At 62.7% G+C, this 17283-nt stretch carries 15 protein-coding genes; 9 read left to right on the top strand and 6 right to left on the bottom strand.

The window, feature by feature from the left end; translation table 11 throughout:
* Positions 1-23: 23 nt before the first annotated feature.
* The gene (locus FHW96_RS09830; protein WP_172340390.1) at positions 24-2507 is read left to right on the top strand and encodes a glycosyl hydrolase 115 family protein; all 2484 of its coding nucleotides are present in this window, start codon (positions 24-26) and stop codon (positions 2505-2507) included.
* A gap of 45 nt (positions 2508-2552) precedes the next feature.
* On the opposite strand, the gene FHW96_RS09825 is transcribed toward FHW96_RS09830, so the two are convergent.
* Both FHW96_RS09825 and FHW96_RS09820 read right to left on the bottom strand, forming a co-directional pair.
* On the bottom strand, positions 2553-3659 hold the full coding sequence (locus FHW96_RS09825) for an alkaline phosphatase (protein ID WP_172340389.1): 1107 nt from the start codon (positions 3657-3659) through the stop codon (positions 2553-2555).
* Between the two features lie 171 nt (positions 3660-3830).
* Positions 3831-4610, bottom strand: a complete 780-nt coding sequence (locus tag FHW96_RS09820) for a TIM barrel protein (RefSeq protein WP_172340388.1) — start codon at positions 4608-4610, stop codon at positions 3831-3833.
* 567 nt (positions 4611-5177) lie between these two features.
* Here FHW96_RS09820 and FHW96_RS09815 point away from each other — a divergent pair.
* From FHW96_RS09815 to dld, 6 genes are all read left to right on the top strand, one after another.
* The gene (locus tag FHW96_RS09815) at positions 5178-6383 is read left to right on the top strand and encodes an MFS transporter (RefSeq protein WP_172340387.1); all 1206 of its coding nucleotides are present in this window, start codon (positions 5178-5180) and stop codon (positions 6381-6383) included.
* An 18-nt stretch (positions 6384-6401) separates the two neighbouring features.
* Positions 6402-7064 (top strand): TetR/AcrR family transcriptional regulator, encoded by a 663-nt coding sequence (locus tag FHW96_RS09810; RefSeq protein WP_172340386.1) that lies wholly within the window; start codon positions 6402-6404, stop codon positions 7062-7064.
* Between the two features lie 64 nt (positions 7065-7128).
* Entirely contained in the window at positions 7129-7983 is an 855-nt protein-coding gene (locus tag FHW96_RS09805; protein ID WP_172340385.1) for a fumarylacetoacetate hydrolase family protein, read from the top strand.
* A gap of 5 nt (positions 7984-7988) precedes the next feature.
* The gene (locus tag FHW96_RS09800; protein ID WP_172340546.1) at positions 7989-8723 is read left to right on the top strand and encodes an SDR family oxidoreductase; all 735 of its coding nucleotides are present in this window, start codon (positions 7989-7991) and stop codon (positions 8721-8723) included.
* The gene (locus FHW96_RS09795) at positions 8720-9499 is read left to right on the top strand and encodes an SDR family oxidoreductase (RefSeq protein ID WP_172340384.1); all 780 of its coding nucleotides are present in this window, start codon (positions 8720-8722) and stop codon (positions 9497-9499) included. Before FHW96_RS09800 ends, FHW96_RS09795 begins: the two co-directional genes overlap by 4 nt.
* A 13-nt stretch (positions 9500-9512) precedes the next feature.
* Positions 9513-11204, top strand: a complete 1692-nt coding sequence (gene dld / locus FHW96_RS09790; RefSeq protein ID WP_216650846.1) for a D-lactate dehydrogenase — start codon at positions 9513-9515, stop codon at positions 11202-11204.
* A gap of 9 nt (positions 11205-11213) precedes the next feature.
* Here dld and FHW96_RS09785 read toward each other — a convergent pair whose 3' ends face one another.
* From FHW96_RS09785 to FHW96_RS09770, 4 genes are all read right to left on the bottom strand, one after another.
* A complete protein-coding gene (locus tag FHW96_RS09785; protein WP_172340382.1) occupies positions 11214-11819 on the bottom strand; it encodes a TetR/AcrR family transcriptional regulator in 606 nt (201 codons plus the stop codon).
* Between the two features lie 92 nt (positions 11820-11911).
* A complete protein-coding gene (locus FHW96_RS09780) occupies positions 11912-12316 on the bottom strand; it encodes a DUF6379 domain-containing protein (protein ID WP_172340381.1) in 405 nt (134 codons plus the stop codon).
* A 21-nt stretch (positions 12317-12337) separates the two neighbouring features.
* Positions 12338-13240: a sugar phosphate isomerase/epimerase gene (locus FHW96_RS09775; protein ID WP_273620335.1), complete on the bottom strand. Its 903-nt coding sequence runs from the start codon at positions 13238-13240 to the stop codon at positions 12338-12340.
* 33 nt (positions 13241-13273) lie between these two features.
* A complete protein-coding gene (locus FHW96_RS09770; protein WP_172340380.1) occupies positions 13274-14731 on the bottom strand; it encodes an MFS transporter in 1458 nt (485 codons plus the stop codon).
* A 313-nt stretch (positions 14732-15044) separates the two neighbouring features.
* Here FHW96_RS09770 and FHW96_RS09765 point away from each other — a divergent pair, with 313 nt between their 5' ends.
* Positions 15045-16262 carry a Gfo/Idh/MocA family protein gene (locus FHW96_RS09765; protein WP_172340379.1) on the top strand — a complete coding sequence of 406 codons (1218 nt, stop codon included), beginning with the start codon at positions 15045-15047 and terminating at the stop codon, positions 16260-16262.
* Positions 16263-16295: 33 nt separating this feature from the next.
* Positions 16296-17282 carry a DUF1080 domain-containing protein gene (locus FHW96_RS09760; RefSeq protein WP_172340378.1) on the top strand — a complete coding sequence of 329 codons (987 nt, stop codon included), beginning with the start codon at positions 16296-16298 and terminating at the stop codon, positions 17280-17282.
* Position 17283 lies beyond the last annotated feature (1 nt).

Below are 17283 nucleotides of genomic sequence, written 5' to 3'. Positions count from 1 at the left end.
GCCGATCAGGCCGGGAGAGTATCATGAAGATTGCCAAAAACGCCCTGCTGGCCGCCGTGCTTTGCGCGACCAGCCTTTCCACCCCCGCGCGCGCCGCCGGGGATGAGATCCTCCGCTTTGCCCCGGTCAAGGGCGGCTTTGCATTGGTCGAGCATGGGGCCGATCATAACCGCATCGCCCCCATCATCGTCGCGCCGGGCGAGAGCATGGCCGTGCGCCATGCCGCGCAGGATCTGGCCCGCGACATGGCGCAGGTGACCGGGCAGACCCCGCAGGTTCTGGGCCAAGCCACGCCCGCCCCCGCCGCGATCATCATCGGCACGCTGGGCCAAAGCCCGATCATCGACGCCATGGTCAAAAAGGGCGCCATCAAGCCCGAAGCGCTGGCGGGCAAATGGGAAAGTTTCCTCATCCTCTCGGTGAAAAACCCCCTGCCCGGCGTTGCCCGCGCGCTGGTGGTGGCGGGCAGCGACCGGCGCGGCACCGCCTTTGGCGCCTATGAAGTCTCGCGCGCGATGGGCGTCAATCCGTGGAGCTGGTGGGCCGATCTGGCCCCACGCCATCATGATGCGATCTATGCCGCGCCCGGCCTCCATCATTTCGGCCCGCCTTCGGTGCGCTATCGCGGCATCTTCGTGAATGACGAGGATTGGGGCCTGTTCCCCTGGGCCGCGCAGACCTTTGACCCGCAGCGCAAGGATATCGGCCCCAAGACCTATGCCCGCATTTTCGAGCTGATGCTGCGGCTGAAGGCCAACACGCTCTGGCCCGCGATGCACAAGACCACGGCGGCCTTCAATTCCGACCCCGCCAATGCGAAACTGGCCGATGATTACGGTATCGTCATGGGCTCGTCCCATTCCGAGGTGATGCTGCGCAACAATGTGGGCGAATGGAAGGAGGCGCCCGAGGCCTTCAACTATGCCGCCAACCCCGAAAAGATCCGCCTCTATTGGGAGGAGCGGGTGCAGAAGAACGGGGCCTATGAGAACCTCTGGACCATTGGCATGCGGGGCCTGCACGACACCGGCATGGTGGGCACCAGCACGATGGCGGAAAAGGTCGCCCTGCTTGACCGCGTCATCAAGGACCAGCGCGCCTTGCTCGACCAGCATGTGGCGGGCGGGGCCGAAAAGGCCGGGCAGATTTTCGTGCCTTATAAAGAGGTGCTGGACATCTATCGCTCGGGCCTGAACGTGCCGGACAATGTCTCCATCGTCTGGCCCGATGACAATTTCGGCTATATCCGCCAATTCCCCAGCAAGGCGGAGGCCCATCGTTCGGGCGGCGCCGGGGTCTATTATCACCTGTCCTACCTGGGCTATCCGCTCTCCTATCTCTGGCTTTCCACCACCCCGCCCGCGCTGGTGCGCGAGGAAATGACGCGCGCCTATGACAAGGGTGCGCGCAACATCTGGATCGTCAATGTGGGCGATATCAAGCCCGCCGAGATCGGCACGACCCATTTCCTCGACATGGCATGGGACGTGGAAAAGCACCGGAGCGAGAGCCAGCAGGATTACCTGAGGGGCTGGCTGGGCGATGCCTTCGGGCCGGAACTGGGCGCGCAGGCAAGCGCAATGATGGATGAATATTTCCGCCTGAATTTCGCCCGCCGCCCCGAACATCTCGAATGGCCCGCCAAGGCCGAGGACCGCCACCTCTCCGACTTTACCCTGGCCGAGGCGCATGACCGCCTACGCCGCTGGCGCGCTCTGGCGGCCCAAGCGCGGGCCATCGCCGCAAATGTGCCCGCCGACCGGCAGGATGCATGGTTCGAGCTGGTCGAATTTCCGATCCGCGCCGCCTCGGCGGCCAATATCCGCTATTTCGCGGCGGAATATTATGACGAAATGATCGAGGTCATCCCTGCCGAAGCCTATTCGGCAGGCGGCGCGATGGCATGGGCGGACGAAGAAATCGCCGCAATCACCGATCGTTTCAACAACAGGATCGCAGGCGGCAAATGGCGCAACATCATGCCAGCAGAGCCCGCCGACCCGCAATGGCGCATCTATCGTCCGCGCCCGCTGGTCACGCCCGCCGCCTCGCTGCGCAGCGCGCCGGATCGCTTCTTTGCCCGCGTCGATGCCACGCAAACACCGCCATCGCCGGGGATCGAGGCCGGGGACATTCCCGCCAAGGGCTGGCGCAAGGTGGAGGGCATGGGGCGCGGCCATGGCGTGATGATCGCCGATGCGCCAGGGGCACCATGGTCGGCCAATTTCACGCTGGCGGCGGGCCAGAACGGCATCACGCTTGGCCTGCTGCCGATGTTTCCCGATGGTGAGGACCGCGAGTTGAAGCTGGAGGTCACCATCGACGGCGGCGCGCCCATCACCATCGCCGTGCCGCGTCAGGTGGGCAGCGCGCCTTGGGTCACGGGCGTACTGGCCAATCTGCTGCGCGTTCCCGTGCCGGCCACGCTGACGCCGGGCGCGCATCACATTGCCATTACCGCGCGCAGCGGAGGCATCGCACTCGACCGGCTGATATTCGGGCCTTAAATTCTGTTGCGGGCCGGATGGCGCCATCCGGCCCGCAACATCGGATCAATTCTCTTTCTTCCACCCCATCGCCGCCAGCATGACGTCGAAAAGGCTGGTGTTTGCAAGGAAGCCATGGACCCGGTTTGCGCCCGGCCCGCTGGCTGCGGCGATGACTTCTTCCCCGGTGTGGGTATCCTCGACGCTGATGACCGGATTGCCGGCAATGGTCGTGCCCGGCTTGGCGGCGGCTTCGGCATATTGCTGTGCCATCGGCGCATTGCGCTTGCCGCCGCCCATGCGCAGCCCGAAACTATGATCGGCGGTGAACAGGATCAGCGTGTCCTTGCCCGCGATCGCACTGATGCGGCGGATCATGTCATCCATCTCGGCCGCATGGCGCAGGCCCTTTTGCGGGTCATCGGTATGCATGTCCCATTCGACCATCAGGAAATAGCCCTTGGGATTGCGCGCAAGCTGGCGCAGCGTTGCCTCCACCGCCGGGATTGGGGCAAAATCTTCGTCGCGCAGCACCGCCGCCCGGCCCGCGCCGCCCACCAGCGCCATGTCATGGCCAAAGCGATAGCCCGCTTTGGCAAAGGCCTGATCGGGCGTCACGCCGTCCTTGGCAAAGGAGGCCACAGCATCGGCCTGCCCCTTGCCGATCAGCACATCGACGCCATTGCCAAAGCGGGGCGCTAGCATCTGGCGAAAGATCTGATCCTTGTCCTTGCGCGAGGGGACATGGGCAAAGGTGGCCGCAGGCGTCGCATCCCAGATCGGCATATTGGTGACCACGCCGGTCGAAAGCCCGCGCTGCTCGGCATATTCGAGGAAGGTTTTGAGCGGCCTGCTGCCACCGTCGGGCGCGGGCAGGGCCGACACCATGCCGTTGTTGGTCTTGTTGCCGGTCATGATCGCGGTCATCCCCGCCGCCGAATCCGTCACCCAATTGTTGAGCGACGACGTGTCCGACAGGGCGACATGGGGCATGGACTGGATAAAGAGCGATTGCGGCCGGTCATGCGCCATAATGCCTGCGGCATTGAGCGTGGGAACCCCGCCCGCATCGCCCAGAAACAGGATGACATTGCGCGCCTTTTGCGCCGAGGCCGGAGCCGCAGCCAGCAATGCGCCCGCCGCCGTCATGACCGCGATGGATCCAAATTTCATCAAAACAACCCCTTATCAAATCTTACCCGAATACAGGCGGTTGGCGCACCACCACCATCGGATCAGTGAAACGGGTATGACATATATATTACCATTACAAGACACAAGCATCACCAAAGCCCGGAGCATCGCCCCGCACTGCAACCCGCGCCCCTCATTACGCCAACAGGGTCAGGCGTCGGCGCAAATCCGTTGGATATAGGCCAGAGCATCGGCGGTCGGCGCTCTGGTGGGTTTCAGTTCGAGGCCGATCAGGCCCTTGTATCCGAGCGTTTTCAACAAGGCGAGTTGCGCGGGCCAGTCGATGGTGCCCGAACCCGGTTCACCCCGGCCGGGAACATCGCCGATCTGGATATGGTCGGTAAGATGGATGACGCGCGGCAACTCTATCGCCGGATCTTCACCTTCCACGACCGAGTGATAGAGATCGTAGATCAGCCTGACGCGCGGCGAGGAGAGCATCTCCACGACGCAGGCGCTGTCCTGTGTTGTCGAACACAGCACCCCGGGATGATCATGGCGCGTATTGGCCGATTCCAGATAAATCGTGACGCCCAGTTCCTCTGCGATCGGCAGCAACCGCACCAACGCATCCGCGAAAATGCGAAGCTGGACCGGGCGGGTCAGCCAAGGAACCCCGCGTCCCGATGTCACCACCACATTGCGGCAGCCCAAAAAGAGCGCGTTTTGCGCCGCCTTGCGGAAGATGTCGCAAAAGCCATCATGCGTTTGCGGATCGACCAACTGGGTTACATAATCTGCAACCGTGCTGACAAGCTGCACCGCATTGCGCTCCAACGCGTCGCGAATTGCGGGCAGATCGCGCCCCTTCAGCAGGAACAGTTCGACATATTGGAACCCGGCGGCGGCGGCGGCATCAATTCTCTGCTCGATTGTTTCACCGGCATCCTGGAATGCATACTCAAGATTGACTGAAATTTCGAAAGACATGCTCTATCTCACTTGGAGGCGGATGTTAAAAAGGCCGAGTCCAGGACGTGCCCAAAGCGCTCACAACGCTCCTTGAGGGCCCAACAATTTAGGCTTGAGCGCAACCTCTTGCCTTGGAACCGAAAATATTTCCCGCAGCTGCGCCTATTTTAGAAGCGGCGCCAAGCCCCCAACGGCTGCCTGAAGCAGCGCCGCGCCCGGTGAACGACTTCTCCCGGAACCGTAGACGTGGCCGTGTCAAAGCCCTTTCGAAGCAATCTAAATCGGCAGCCGATCGCCCTATATAAACAATGTTTAGTTTTCGCCCGGCGACCGGTCAAGCCCTATTTCCCGGTCCTGCCCCGCCGCATAGGCAGCCCATGAATTTCGAGGAACAAGGCCACGCCACGGTTCGCGGTTTCGAATGTTTCGCGGGTGGGGGCCATTGGAAAGAGCCGAGCAAAGAATCGCTTGCCAGTCCGTGCTCACGCGTTCTAAACATCGTTTAGTTTAACATCGGCGGGACAAAGCCGAGCGGGGGGCCAAGCATACTATCATGCAGGCACTCACGCCGCACAGGGAGAGAAGATGAACCCGTTCAGCCGTTTCCTCGCCGGTATGCCCCTGCGCCCGCAGGGACTTACTCTGATCGCGGCAGGTTTTTTGCCGGTGTTCGCAATTGTAACGATGTTTCCCATCGTTGCCGCCATGATCCAGCATTTCAGCAACGATCCCGCCGCGGCCAGCAAGGTGCCCTTGATGGTGACCGCACCGGGGCTCACCGTGGCGGTGCTCTCGCCCTTTGCCGGGCTGATTGTCGACAGGTTCGGGCGGCGGCGCCTGCTGCTTGTCAGCACGCTGTTGTATGGCGCCTTGGGCAGCGCGCCGTTCCTGCTCGACGACATCAATCAGATTTTCGCGACACGGCTGCTGCTGGGCGCCTGCGAAGCCGGTATTCTCACCATCGTCAACACGCTGATCGCAGACTATTGGGACGACACAGGCCGCAAAAACTGGCTGTTTGTGCAAGGTTTCGTCGGCACATTTTTCGGCTCTGCGGCCATGCTGGCGTCCGGTCTGATCGCGGGCGTCCGATGGAACGGCGGCTTCCTGATTTATCTGGTCGCCTTTCCGATCTTTGCGGCCATGCTGGCGTTCATTTATGAGCCCCAGTCCAAAGATCAATGCACCCAAGCCGCGGCGCGAACCCGCACGCCTTTCCCGTGGATCGAGACCATTGCGGTGGCACTGGTCACCTTTTCCGCGTCCGCGCTCTACTACATTTTCATCGTCAACGGGAGCATCGCCTTTGCCGAAATCGGCGTGAAGGACCCCGCTGAACTCAGCCGCCTCACCTATATTCCCAGCCTGTTTGTCATGCTTGGCGCGGTGATCTTTCGTATGTTGGCCAAGCGGTCCAATGCCGTCCAGTTGACGGCCTTCCTCCTCTTTCTGGGAACCGGTCTGGTCGGCGTGGGGATGGCCAAGAACTTGCCCTCGATGATTATGGCTGTCACCGTTCAGCAAATCGGCGCCGGTATGGCCGTGCCCACGCTCATCGCCTGGGCGCAGACGAAATTCACTTTTGAACACCGTGGGCGCGGGATGGGCGCGTGGACAAGTGCCTTCTTCATGGGCCAGTTTGCCTCGGCATGGGTTGCCAACCATCTGGCGCAAGCGGCAGGCTCCATGCGAGGCGGCTTCCTGATCGCGGGATTGATCGCCGTGGCGTCTTGCGGCGTGGTCATTCTGTGGGGTCTGCTGGGACGCGGAAAAGCTCGCCTGGCTATTTGAGGGATCACCATGCGGCCCATGCCATCATTCCATGGTGATCCAGGACACCCCGCAGCGGCGGCCAAACTGCCCGAGCAGGACCGCAGCAAGGCCAGCCATGAACGCATGATTGCCGCCACGCGCCAACTGATCGCCCACCATGGCAGCGACGATTTCACGCTGAAGGATGTGGCCCTTGCCGGCAAGGTTTCCGTGGGTTCGATCTACCTTCGCTATCCCTCCAAGGACAGGCTGATCCGCACTGCGCTAAGCCTTGAGCTGGACAGGATTGCCGCAGAAGAGGTGCAAATGATCCGAAGCGTTCTGAACAAGGCGTTTAATCTGGCCGAGGCGGTCGCGCTGTACATCGAAGGGTATGGGCACCTTCTGGCCGCGAATGCCTTGATCCTGCGCACCGCGATGAACCGCGCCGAACATGATCGGGAACTGTCCGGTATCGGCAAAGCTCAGGCCGAACACTCGGTGGCCGCCGCCATGCAGATCTTTCTGGCCTTTCCCGAAGAAATCGGCGGGCCACGCAAGCGGGCAAAGGCGGACGTCGCGTTCCGCCTGATCTTTGCGGCGCTGGCGCGGGAATTCGGGCTGGGAGCGACGCGCGATTCTGCCCGATGGATCGATTGGGCCGCGTTTCGAACAGAGCTGGCGCTGGCCTGTCTTGCCTATCTGCAACACGCGCCGTGACCATCCGCATGGGGCGCCGCGGCGATCCTGAACCAAGAAATCACGTCTATTTTTGGAGAATTCTATGAAACTGGTACGTTATGGGGCTGTCGGCGCGGAAAAACCGGGTGTGATCGATGCGCAGGGGCAATTGCGTGACCTTTCGGCCCATGTCGCAGACATCACGCCCGACTGGCTGGCGCCCGACCGTCTGGCCGCGCTGCAGGCGCTTGATGTACAGACCCTTCCCTTGGTGGACAGCGCGTCGCGTCTGGGCACGCCGTTTTCCGGCACGCGCCAGTTCATCGCCATCGGCCTCAACTATTCCGACCATGCCGAGGAAGCCGGAATGGCGGTCCCGGCCGAACCGATCATGTTCACCAAGGGCGTTTCCTGCATCCAAGGCCCCAATGACAATGTGCGCCGCCCGCGCGGATCGGACAAGATGGACTGGGAAGTCGAACTGGGCATCGTCATCGGCACCCGCGCCGCCTATGTCGACAAGGACAAGGCGCTGGACCATGTGGCGGGCTATGTCGTGTGCGACGATCTGTCCGAGCGCGAATATCAGCTTGAACGCCTTGGTTCGTGGGACAAGGGCAAGGGCTGCGACACCTTTGGCCCCGTGGGCCCCTGGCTGGTCACGCGGGATGAGGTGGGCGATGTGCAGAACCTTGCCATGTGGCTGGACGTGAACGGCCGGCGTATGCAGACCGGCAACACACGCACCATGATCTTCGATTGCGCCACCATCGTCAGCTATGTCAGCCAGTTCATGGTCCTGTTGCCGGGCGACATCATCACCACGGGCACCCCGCCGGGCGTGGGCATGGGCATGAAGCCGCCGGTATTCCTGAAGGAAGGCGATGTGGTGGAATTGGGCATCGAGAAATTGGGCAGCCAGCGCCATACCGTGCGCGCATGGAATGACGGGGTCTGATGGCCATGCAGGGGCGACTTAGGGGCAAGACCTGTCTTGTCACAGGCGGGGCGCAAGGCATCGGCCGCGCAATCACAGAGCGCTTTGCCGCCGAAGGGGCGCGGGTCATCGCGGCGGATCTGCACTTTGATGACACGCCCCCCGCCACAGATGGCATTGAACGGCTGCCGCTTGACGTGACGGACGAAGCCGCCGTGGCCGGGGCGGCGGCCGCGCTGGGCGATGTAGGCGTTCTCGTCAATTGTGTGGGGCTGGTGGCGCATGGCACCATTCTGGATGGCGCGATGGCCGATTTCGACCGCAGCATAAGTGTCAATGTGCGCTCGATGGCCCTGATGATCCGGGCGTTCCTGCCCGCGATGCTGGCGCGCGGCGATGGTTCGATTGTCAATATCGCCTCGGTGGTTTCCAGCGTGATGGCGGCGCCCAACCGTTTTGCCTATGGCACCAGCAAGGCTGCGGTGATCGGCTTGACCATGTCGGTGGCGCGCGACTTCATCGACCGGGGCATCCGCTGCAACGCGATCAGCCCCGGCACGGTCGAGACCCCTTCCCTGCACCAGCGCTTTGCCGCCACGGGCGATGCAGAGGCCGCACGGGCCGCCTTCATCGCCCGCCAACCGATGGGGCGCATGGGGCAGGCCGAGGAGATCGCCGCCACCGCCGTGCTGCTGGCCAGCGACGAAGCGCGTTTCATGACCGGCAGCAATCTGGTGATTGATGGAGGAATGAGCCTGTGACACAGCCTGTTTCAGGGCCCCTTGCCATCCTGACCGGGGGCAGCACCGGCATCGGGCATTATCTGGTGGGCGCGCTGGCGCGGGCGGGCTATGCGGTGGCCTTCAGCTATCGCTCATCGCCCGACGCCGCCCAGGCCAGTGTGCAGGCGCTGGCAGCCGAAGGACTGACCGCGCTGGCCCTGCCGTGCGATGTGGGCATCAAGGCGCAGGTCAAAGCCTTTGTGGGGCAGGCGGTGGCGTGGGCAGGCCAAGCGCCCACGCTGCTGGTCAACAATGCGGGCATCCAGACATGGTCGCCCCTGCTCGATCTGGAAGAAGAGCGTTGGGATGACGTGATCCGCACCAATCTCAAGGGCTGCTTCCTGCATACCCAGATCGTGGGCCGCCTGATGGCCGATGCCGGTCAGGGCGGCTCGATCATCAACATCGGTTCGGGCTGCAACAAGCTCGCCTTCCCCAATCTGGTCGATTACACCGCATCCAAGGGCGGGATCGAGCAGTTCACCAAGTCAGCGGCGGTGGAACTGGGCCGCTATGGCATCACGGTCAACTGCGTGGCCCCCGGCGCCATCGCCACAGAGCGCACGGCCGAAGAAGCGCCCAATTATGCCGCGACATGGGCGCCCATCACCCCGCTGGGCCGGGTGGGTACGCCCGAGGACCTTCTCGGCGCGGTGCTGTTCTTTGCCGGCGCCAGATCGCGCTTTGTCACCGGCCAGACCCTGTGGGTCGATGGCGGCGTCTTTACCCGCGCCGCGTGGCCCTATGCCCAGTGAGATGAATGGCGCTATGACCCAGACCCTGCTCGATCAGCTTGCCGCCATCGTCGGCAACCGCCATGTGTTGACACAGGACAGCGCAACCCGGCCCTATGCCACAGGCTATCGCTATGGCACAGGGCCGGTGCTGGCCGTGGTGCGGCCCGCCACCCCGCTGGAGCAATTCCGCGTGTTCGCCGCCTGCGTGGCGGCCGATGTGATCGTGATCGCGCAGGCCGCCAACACGGGCCTTACCGGCGGATCAACGCCGGACGGGCTGTATGATCGCCCGGTTGTCATCATCAACACCATGCGGATCAAGGGCGTCCACCTGCTGGGCGGGGGCGAACAGGTGGTGTGCCTTGCCGGGGCCACCCTGTTCGAACTGGAGCGCGTGCTGGGCTCCATCGGGCGCGAGCCGCATTCGGTGATCGGTTCCTCGTGCATCGGCGCATCGGTGATCGGGGGCGTTTGCAACAATTCAGGCGGCGCGCTGATCCGGCGCGGCCCAGCCTATACCGAACTGGCGCTCTATGCCCGCGCCACGGCGGACGGGCGGGTGGAACTGGTCAACCATCTGGGGCTTGATCTGGGCGCCGATGCCGAAGCGATGCTGGGCGCGGTGGCCAAGGGGCGGTTCACGGCGGGGGCGGCCGGGGGCACGGCCTCAACCCCCGATTATGCCGAGCGGGTGCGGGCAGTCGATGCCCCTTCCCCCGCCCGCTTCAACGCCGATGCCACGCGCCTGTTCGAGGCATCGGGCTGTGCGGGCAAGCTGATGGTGCTGGCCGTGCGGCTCGACACATTCCCCAAGGACCAGCGCACCGCCACTTTCTATATCGGCACGAATGATCCGGCCGAACTGGATATGCTGCGGCGGCGGGCGCTGGGCGAATTGCGGCATTTGCCGGTTTCGGGCGAGTATATCCACCGCGAGGCGTTCGATGTCGCGGCCACCTATGGCAAGGATGTGTTCGTCGCCATCGAACGGTTCGGTACGGACCGCCTGCCGCTGTTCTTTGCGCTCAAGAACCGGCTGGACCGGCTGGGAGACAGGCTGCGGTGGCTGCCCGACCATGTTTCCGATCGGGTCTTGCAGGCCGTCAGCAGGCTGTTGCCACAACATCTGCCGCCGCGCATGCGCCAGTGGCGCGACCGCTTCGAACATCACCTGATCCTCAAGGTCGCCGATGAAGGGATCGATGAGACGCGCGCCCTGCTCGCATCGCTGTTCCCCAGCGCCGATGGCGATCTGTTCGAATGTACGCCGGCGGAGGCGCAAAAGGCCTTTCTCCAACGCTTTGCTGTGGCGGGCGCGGCCTTGCGCTATCGCGCCATGCACACCCCGGCGGTGGGCGAAATCATCGCGCTGGACGTTGCACTGCGCCGCAATGAACGCGACTGGCGCGAACAATTGCCCCCCGACATCGCCGCCTGCATCGATAAGGCACTCTATTACGGGCACTTCTTCTGCCACGTCTTTCATCAGGATTACGTGCTGAAACCCGGCGTCGACCCCATCGCGTTGGAGCATCGCATGTGGCACCTGCTGGATGAACGCGGCGCGCGTTATCCTGCGGAACACAATGTAGGGCATCTCTACGAGGCCGGGCCTGAGCTGGCCGCCCATTATCGGGCGCTGGACCCGGGCAATCGGCTGAACCCCGGCATCGGACACACCAGTCGACAGCGGCACTGGGGCGATCAGGAAGGTTGTTGTTAGTGTCCCTGCTCAATCGCCGATCGTGCTGCGGGCGGCGCGTTCAAGCACCCAATCGGAAATGTCGTCAATGGTGGCCTTGCCATTCTCGAACGGCCTGATGATGCCCTTGTTGATCATCGACACCAGACCATAAATCGACGTCCACAAGGTGATATTGCGAAGATCGGCTTCCTTGTCGCTGATATTGGGCAGGAATTGCCGGATAACCGCCACCCCCTTGGCGTGGCTGATTTCCTGATAGTGGTGCAATGCAGGATCGATCTGAGGACGGGTCAGTTCGCTCTCATACATCAGTTCGATCAGATAGGGGTTTTCCAATGCGAAGCGGACAAAGCGCGATGCCCCGGCCTTGATCATCTCCACCGGCGAAAGCTCGGTTTCCTGCGGCTCGATGACCTGATGGAGCAACCGTTCGAAACCGTCGATCGCCACAGCCAAAAGGATCGCCCGTCGATCAGCGAAGTGATGGTAGGCGGCGCCCGGCGATACGCTTGCCAACTGGGCCAGCGTGCGCATGGAAAGCTCATGGTGGCCGTGCTTCTGCACAAAGTCCCGCCCTGCCTCAAACAGATCCCGTTTTAGGTTTTCACGGTGATAGGGCTTCTTTTCCGCCATGATGTCTTTCCTGCGATATGCCGGTTCCCTTAGCAGCAAATCGGATCGGGGCCAGCCAGAATTGACCGGCCCCGACCCACTCCCGGCAATCGTCAGGGCAGCACGATGGTGGCCAGACGCTCGCCATGCACCGGCAAAGGTTGCAGATGCGGCGGGAAATAGGGCGAGCGCACCAGGGCGGCCACCTTGACATGGTGAATGCCGGGCAGGAGCCCGCCCGGCTTGGGCACCAGCACGCTGGCATGTTCGCCCATCGCCCAGCGCACAGTGGTGGCATCGCGCATGGCGGCAAGGTCATACACCGTGCCGCCCAGGATCAGGCTGGTGACTTCGTGGCTGAAGAACTCGCCGTCGAGCGTAACGTCGATACCGTCCAGCAGCGAGAGGCGCATGCCGCGATAATTGGGCAGGCGCAGGCGCACTTCAACGCCATCGCGCGCGCCCTCTGGTCCGTGGTTGCGAAAACCGGTGCTTTGGATCAATTGGAATTCATACATGATGGTCATCCTGAAGAGGGGTTAGGCGGGCACAGCGTCGCAGGCAGCCTCAAGCCGGCGCAGCAGCACATGCTGTCGGCGCACCTGGTCGATCGCCACCCACGGTTCGCGCACGCCCTCATATTCACTCGACAGATAGCCGGTGTAGCCAATGCGCTTGAGCACCGGGATCACCTTTTCCCACGGGATGTTCTCGTCATGGAGGTTGTCGTCGATGTGATGGAACTTGGCCTGGATAAAGGCGATGTAGGGCGCGATGCCCACCAGTTCCTCGGGGTTCACCTTCATGCCGTTGATCAGCTTGGCATGGTCGCTGTCGCCTTCGGGCACCTCATGTACCCAGCTCTTCAGCGGCCGGTCCTGAAAGATTCCGGTGTCGATCAGCAAGGCGAAGTTCTTGGTGCCGGTGCGTTCGATGAAATCGATATAGCCATGGACGACCGGATGGTTGATCGGCGTTGGCGAATGGATTTCAGGACAGATCACGATGTCCAGCTTGTGCGCCAGATCCAGCACGCGCTCTACCGCGGGCGCCCAGATCGGGTCCGGCACCAGATCGGCGGAGATCACGCCGAATTTGGGCCGCAGAAACTTGAAGCCCAACTGATGCGCCAGCGTCAGATCGCGCACCAGCTCGGCCGCCCCCTCGTCCACCGACAGCGACTGGCCAAGGCGCAGCTTGGTGTCCACCCACGAGCACATGTTGGTCGGCTCCAGCCCGGTACGGTCCAGCAGGCCGAACCAGCGGTCCAGCCACGCCTTGTCCGGCGTGGGATAGCCCGTCACATGGGTTTCACCCAGGATCTCGATACCTGTGGCGCCAGTGTCGGCAATATGGTCAAAGCCTTCCTCGATCGACATGACGCTGCCGAAATCCTCGGTAAAGCTGTAAAGAGACACGCCGTATTTGAAGCGATCCTCCACCTGAAACTCTCCTTTTCTTCAATGGTTTGATATTCAACCCGCCTTGCGCGGGAAAATTTCCTGCGGCAGCCGCGCAGCCCAGAACAGGCACAGCGCCAACAGGGCGAGCATCACGGCAAGCGCAGCCGCCTCGCCCCGCCCGTTTTCGGCAAACTGGAGATAGGCCGAGCCGACCAAGGCAATGCCCAGCGCCCCGCCCATTTGCTGGACAGTCTTGATGATGCCGCTGGCCGATCCTGCCTGCTGTCGCTCCACCCGCGCCACCGAAACCGCGCCCAAAGGCCCCGAAACCAGCCCCATGCCCACCCCGGCCAGCAAGAGAACCGGAATGAGCAGCACCGGCCGGACAGCGCCAAGAGCCATCCACCCCAGAATGCCCATGCACCCTGCGCCCATGATGATGGCGCCAACGATCAGCACCATACGGCCATATTGCGTGAGAAACCGGCGCACCAGAAAGGCCATGGCAAACATCACCCCGGCGCTGAAAGGCACGTGCAACAGGCCGGTCTGCAAGGCGGAAAAGCCCAGTTCGCGTTGCAGCGCATAGGCGAACACGAAAAGAAACCCCGTGTTGGCTGCCGAAAAGCTCAACGAGATCAGGACGCCCAGACGAAAAGTATCGTTGGCAAACATGCCCGGCTCGATAACGGTGGCCTGTCGCTTGCGCTGACGGCGGCGTTGATGAATCAGCCCTGCCCCGGCCAAACCCAGTGCGGCCAGCCACCACACCACCATCGCCGCATCAAAACCATGGCGCTTTTCCTGAATCATCGGAAAAAGGAAGGCGAACAAGCCCGCGCCAAACAGTGCCGTGCCGACAATATCTATCCTGCGATCCGGGTGGCGCTCGGCACGAGGCAGCAAAACGATCCCCGCCAGCACCGCCAACAGCCCGATCGGCACATTCAGCAGGAACACCGCCCGCCATCCCAGCCCGAACAGGTTCAGCGCGATCAACACCCCGCCCAGCAAAGGCCCGACGATGGCCGACAGGCCTCCCACCACGCCAAACCACGCAATCCGCCCGATGCGCTCCACCGGATCATAAAGCAGCTGGATCATGGTCATCACCTGAGGCGCCATCATCGCGCCGGTCATGCCTTGCAGCGCGCGAGCGGCGATCAGATGATGCGGCGTTGAAGCAAGTCCGCAGAGCAGCGAGGATGCCGTAAACCCGCCCACGCCCACCAGGAACATCCGCCGCCCGCCAAACAGATCGCCCAGCCGTCCGCCCAGAATGAGCAGTACGGCAAAGCTGAGCGAATAGGCCGCGATCACCCATTGCGACTGAGCAGAATCGGCCCTGAGGTCATGTTCGATGGCCGGCAGCACCGTGTTGACGATGGTGAGGTCGATGATTTCCAGCGCCAGAGCCGTCAGCAGCGTAAAAAACGCCAGCGACTTCTGCCGCGCCGACAGTTCCGCCGCCGCCTCGCCATGGCGATGCAAGGATATCGACAGTGGGGCAGGCGCCACTGGGGTCTTCATGATGACAAACCTCAACCTTCGGGCAAATCGCGGGAGACGCCATAACCGACGCGCCCCGCAGTTCGGGCCAAGCTATGGATAGAGCGGCGCCCCTTAATCTAACCGTCGTTTAGATTAAGGGGCGGGCAATGTCAAATGCGCGCAAGCTGGGCCGGCAGGCGCAGCTTCTCCCTTGAATTGCGGGGCCGAACCAGCCGCGTTTTGACGATGCGAAGGCCATCCCTCCCTCTTTGATCGCCAGACACAGTTTCGCCATTGACAGTGAAACGGATTTATTTAAACATTGTTTAGATAACAGTCCGGGAGAGAAATTATGGCTATCGATCCGGTCTGCATCGGCGTGATCGGTGCAGGCGACATCAGTGCGGTGTATCTGGGCGCCATCGCGCGCTCGTCGGCCGTGACGCTGCGCAAGATCGCCACCCGCAACCGCGACAATGTTCAAGCCATCGCCGCGCCCTATGGCGCAACCGGGTGCAGCGTGGCGGAATTGCTGGCCGATGACGCGATCGAACTGGTCGTCAACCTGACCCCCGGCAGCGCGCATGAAGAGATCAACCGCGCCGCGATTGAGGCGGGTAAACATGTCTATTCCGAAAAGCCCTTCGCCCTGTCGCGCAGAGTGGCAGAGGAACTGGCCGAACGGGCCGAAGCGCGCGGCGTGCTGATCGGATCGGCGCCCGACACGTTCTATGGCAGCGCACATCAGGCCGCGCGCCGCGCGCTGGATGGCGGCGCGATTGGCCGCCCGGTGTTCGGCACATCGCTGTTGGGCCTGCCGGGGCTGGAACATTTCCACCCCAATCCGGCGGCCTTCTATCAACCTGGCGGCGAGCCGCCCTTCGATGTAGGCCCGTACTACATCACGATGTGGCTGCATCTGCTGGGGCCCGTGCGCCGTGTGTTCGCCGCATCGGGCAACGGGCAGGCGCAACGCACCATCCGGCGCGGGCCGCTGCAGGGCACCTCCTTTAACGTTGAGGTCGACACCACCTTTAATGCCACGCTGGAATTTGAAACCGGCTTCGTCAATCTGACCATGTCGCTGGATGTGGTGGCGCCGATCCAGCGGCCGGGCGAACTGTATGGCGCGCAGGGCATTCTCTCGCTGGCCGATCCGATCTTTTTCAGCGGCGAGCCGTCGCTGCTGCGCCCCGGCGAAGGACGCACCGCCCTGCCCGGCAATGATCTGCCCTTTTCCCAGCCCAATCGCCTGAACCACGCGGGCCAGCCCGTGGCCGATTACCGCGGCGTCGGTCTGACCGATCTGGTCCTTGCGCTGCGCAATGGCCGCCGACACCGTACCGCGCCCGACTTCATCGTCCATGCGGTGGAAGTGATGGAAGCCATCGCGCAATCGGCACGCATCGGCCAATCGATCGCCATGCAAACCCGGTGCCGCCGCCCCGACCCAATCGATCCGGTGGCCGATGCCGATCTGATCGCGCTGACGCCATCGCCCTTTGATCTGGCCGATGCACTGTCACAGGCAAAGCCACATCTGACCCCGCTGGATGCCGAAGCGTCCTGATCGCCCCTCTTTTGATCCTATCGGAGATATTTGATGCTTTTTCGCAAGTCCCTGCTGGGCTGCACTTTGCTGACGGCCACCCTTACCCCCGCCCATGCCCAGGAGGGGCCGCCCGATGGCTCCACCCCGGAGCAGAAGGCGGCCATCGCGGCTGATCCTGCCTATCAGCCGATGCACCTGACGCTGACCGACCTGCCCAAGGGCAAGGCAAAGCCGGTGGCGTTGTTCAACGGGCGCGATCTGACCGGCTGGGACAGTTGGCTGGGCTATACAGTGCCCGCCACCACCTATGGCACGCCCAGCAGCGAGCCCATCGGCCTCAACCATGATACTTATGGTGTCTTCAAGGTCGTGAAGGAGGATGGCACCCCGGCAATCTATTCCAGCGGCAAGCTGTTCGGCGGCCTGATCACCAAACAGCCCTATCGCAATTACCATCTGCACCTGCAGTTCAAATGGGGCGCGGGCCAATGGATGCCCATGCCGCGCAACAATGGCGTGCTCTATCATTCACATGGCGGCTATGGCGCGTTTTTCGGCACATGGATGTCGGCGGTGGAATTCGAGATCGTGCCTCATTCGGTGGGCATGTTGCTGACAGTGGGCGATTCCAAGGGCACGCATTCCTTCACCACGGTGGACTGGCGCGTGGGGGCCAAGGTGGAAGTGGCGCATGATCCCGCCATCATCTATCCCGGCCGCCGCTACATGCCGGGGGGCAAGCTGGCTCCGGTGCAGTTCCCCGCCTATAATGTGGATGCGGGCACCGATGCCGAAAAGCCGTTGGGCGAATGGAACACGCTTGATCTCTATGTGTATGGGGACAAGTCGATCCACGTGGTCAATGGCGTGCCGGTGATGGCGGCAGGCGCGCTGACCACCAAGGATGAAAAGACCGGCAAGGTGATCCCGCTGACGGCAGGACGCATCCAACTGCAATCGGAAGGCGCGGAAACCTATTTCCGCAATATCACCCTGCAACCCATCGACCATCTGCCCAGGATCACGCGCAAGCCTTGAT

This window comes from Novosphingobium sp. SG751A (assembly GCF_013149295.1).
GTDB lineage: Bacteria > Pseudomonadota > Alphaproteobacteria > Sphingomonadales > Sphingomonadaceae > Novosphingobium.
This window is presented reverse-complemented; position numbering and strand designations above follow the sequence as displayed.